General features: G+C 39.9%; 1 pseudogene. It reads left to right on the forward strand.

From position 1 onward, the window contains the following. Nucleotides 1-963: pseudogene (locus BCG07_RS00030) on the forward strand (Orn/Lys/Arg decarboxylase N-terminal domain-containing protein); the annotation flags it as partial. Between the last annotated feature and the right edge of the window lie 241 nt (nucleotides 964-1,204).

Genomic DNA, 1,204 nt, shown 5'->3' on the forward strand with positions numbered 1-1,204 from the left:
CAAGACCAAGCCACTTTAAAAGAGTTGTCTACAAATCTCTCTAAAGCGATACCAAATTTTGAGCGAGACGATATCCATATCGATATTCTTGAGCGTTTTACGCTTAAAGATGCGATAACAAGTGTTGAAGAAGATGGTGATATTCAGGCTGTTGTACTTAGTTGGGATTTACAAAACAAGGTTGGCGAGAGAACGTATAGCCGCTTTATTGAGCAGTTAAAAGCCATTCGATTAGAGCTTCCAGTTTATGTAATTGGCGATGATACTAAAGGACTGGAAATAGTCAACGAGTCAGAAGAAATTGAATCGTTTTTCTTTAAAGACGAGGTTATTTCTGACCCCGAAGCTATTTTAGGCTATATGATCAACGACTTTGACGACCGTTCAGAAACCCCGTTTTGGACTGCGTATCGCCGTTATGTTGGCGAGTCGAACGATTCATGGCACACACCGGGCCATAGTGGTGGCTCTAGCTTTAGAAACTCGCCTTATATTAAAGACTTCTATCAGTTTTATGGCCGCAATGTGTTTGTTGGCGATCTGTCGGTATCTGTCGATTCGTTAGGCTCTTTATCTGATAGCACCAATACCATTGGGCGTGCTCAAGAATCTGCAGCTGCAACGTTTGAGGTAAAGCATACCTACTTTGTTACTAACGGGTCTTCTACTTCAAATAAAATTATTTTACAAACCCTGTTACGTAAGGGGGATAAGGTCATTATTGACCGTAATTGTCATAAATCTGTTCATTATGGCATTTTGCAATCAGCCAGTTTACCCATTTATTTATCGAGTATATTAAACCCTAAATATGGTATTTTTGCGCCACCTTCGTTAGCCGATATAAAACAAACAATAGAGCAAAATACCGATGCAAAACTACTGGTGCTTACCGGTTGTACTTACGATGGTTTATTAAGCGATTTAAAACAAGTTGTGGATTTTGCCCATCAACACGGCATTGGTATGACTCCCATTGTCAAGTTAAACGCACTGATCCTTGCCTAACTTTTTAAGCCATAATTATTTTAGCTCGAATTAGAGCGAGTTAATACATAGGATGAAGCAAGTAATGTCGTCGGTTATCTTGCTGATATTCGTTGGTTATTACTATTTCTAGTAACAGAGCAGACCTTACTTATTTCGTCGTGGCACCTGTCTTCAGTCTATGTTCGTGGTTCAATGCAGCGTTAGCTGCATTGCC

The organism is Pseudoalteromonas sp. ESRF-bin5 (assembly GCF_002632075.1).
GTDB lineage: Bacteria > Pseudomonadota > Gammaproteobacteria > Enterobacterales > Alteromonadaceae > Pseudoalteromonas > Pseudoalteromonas marina.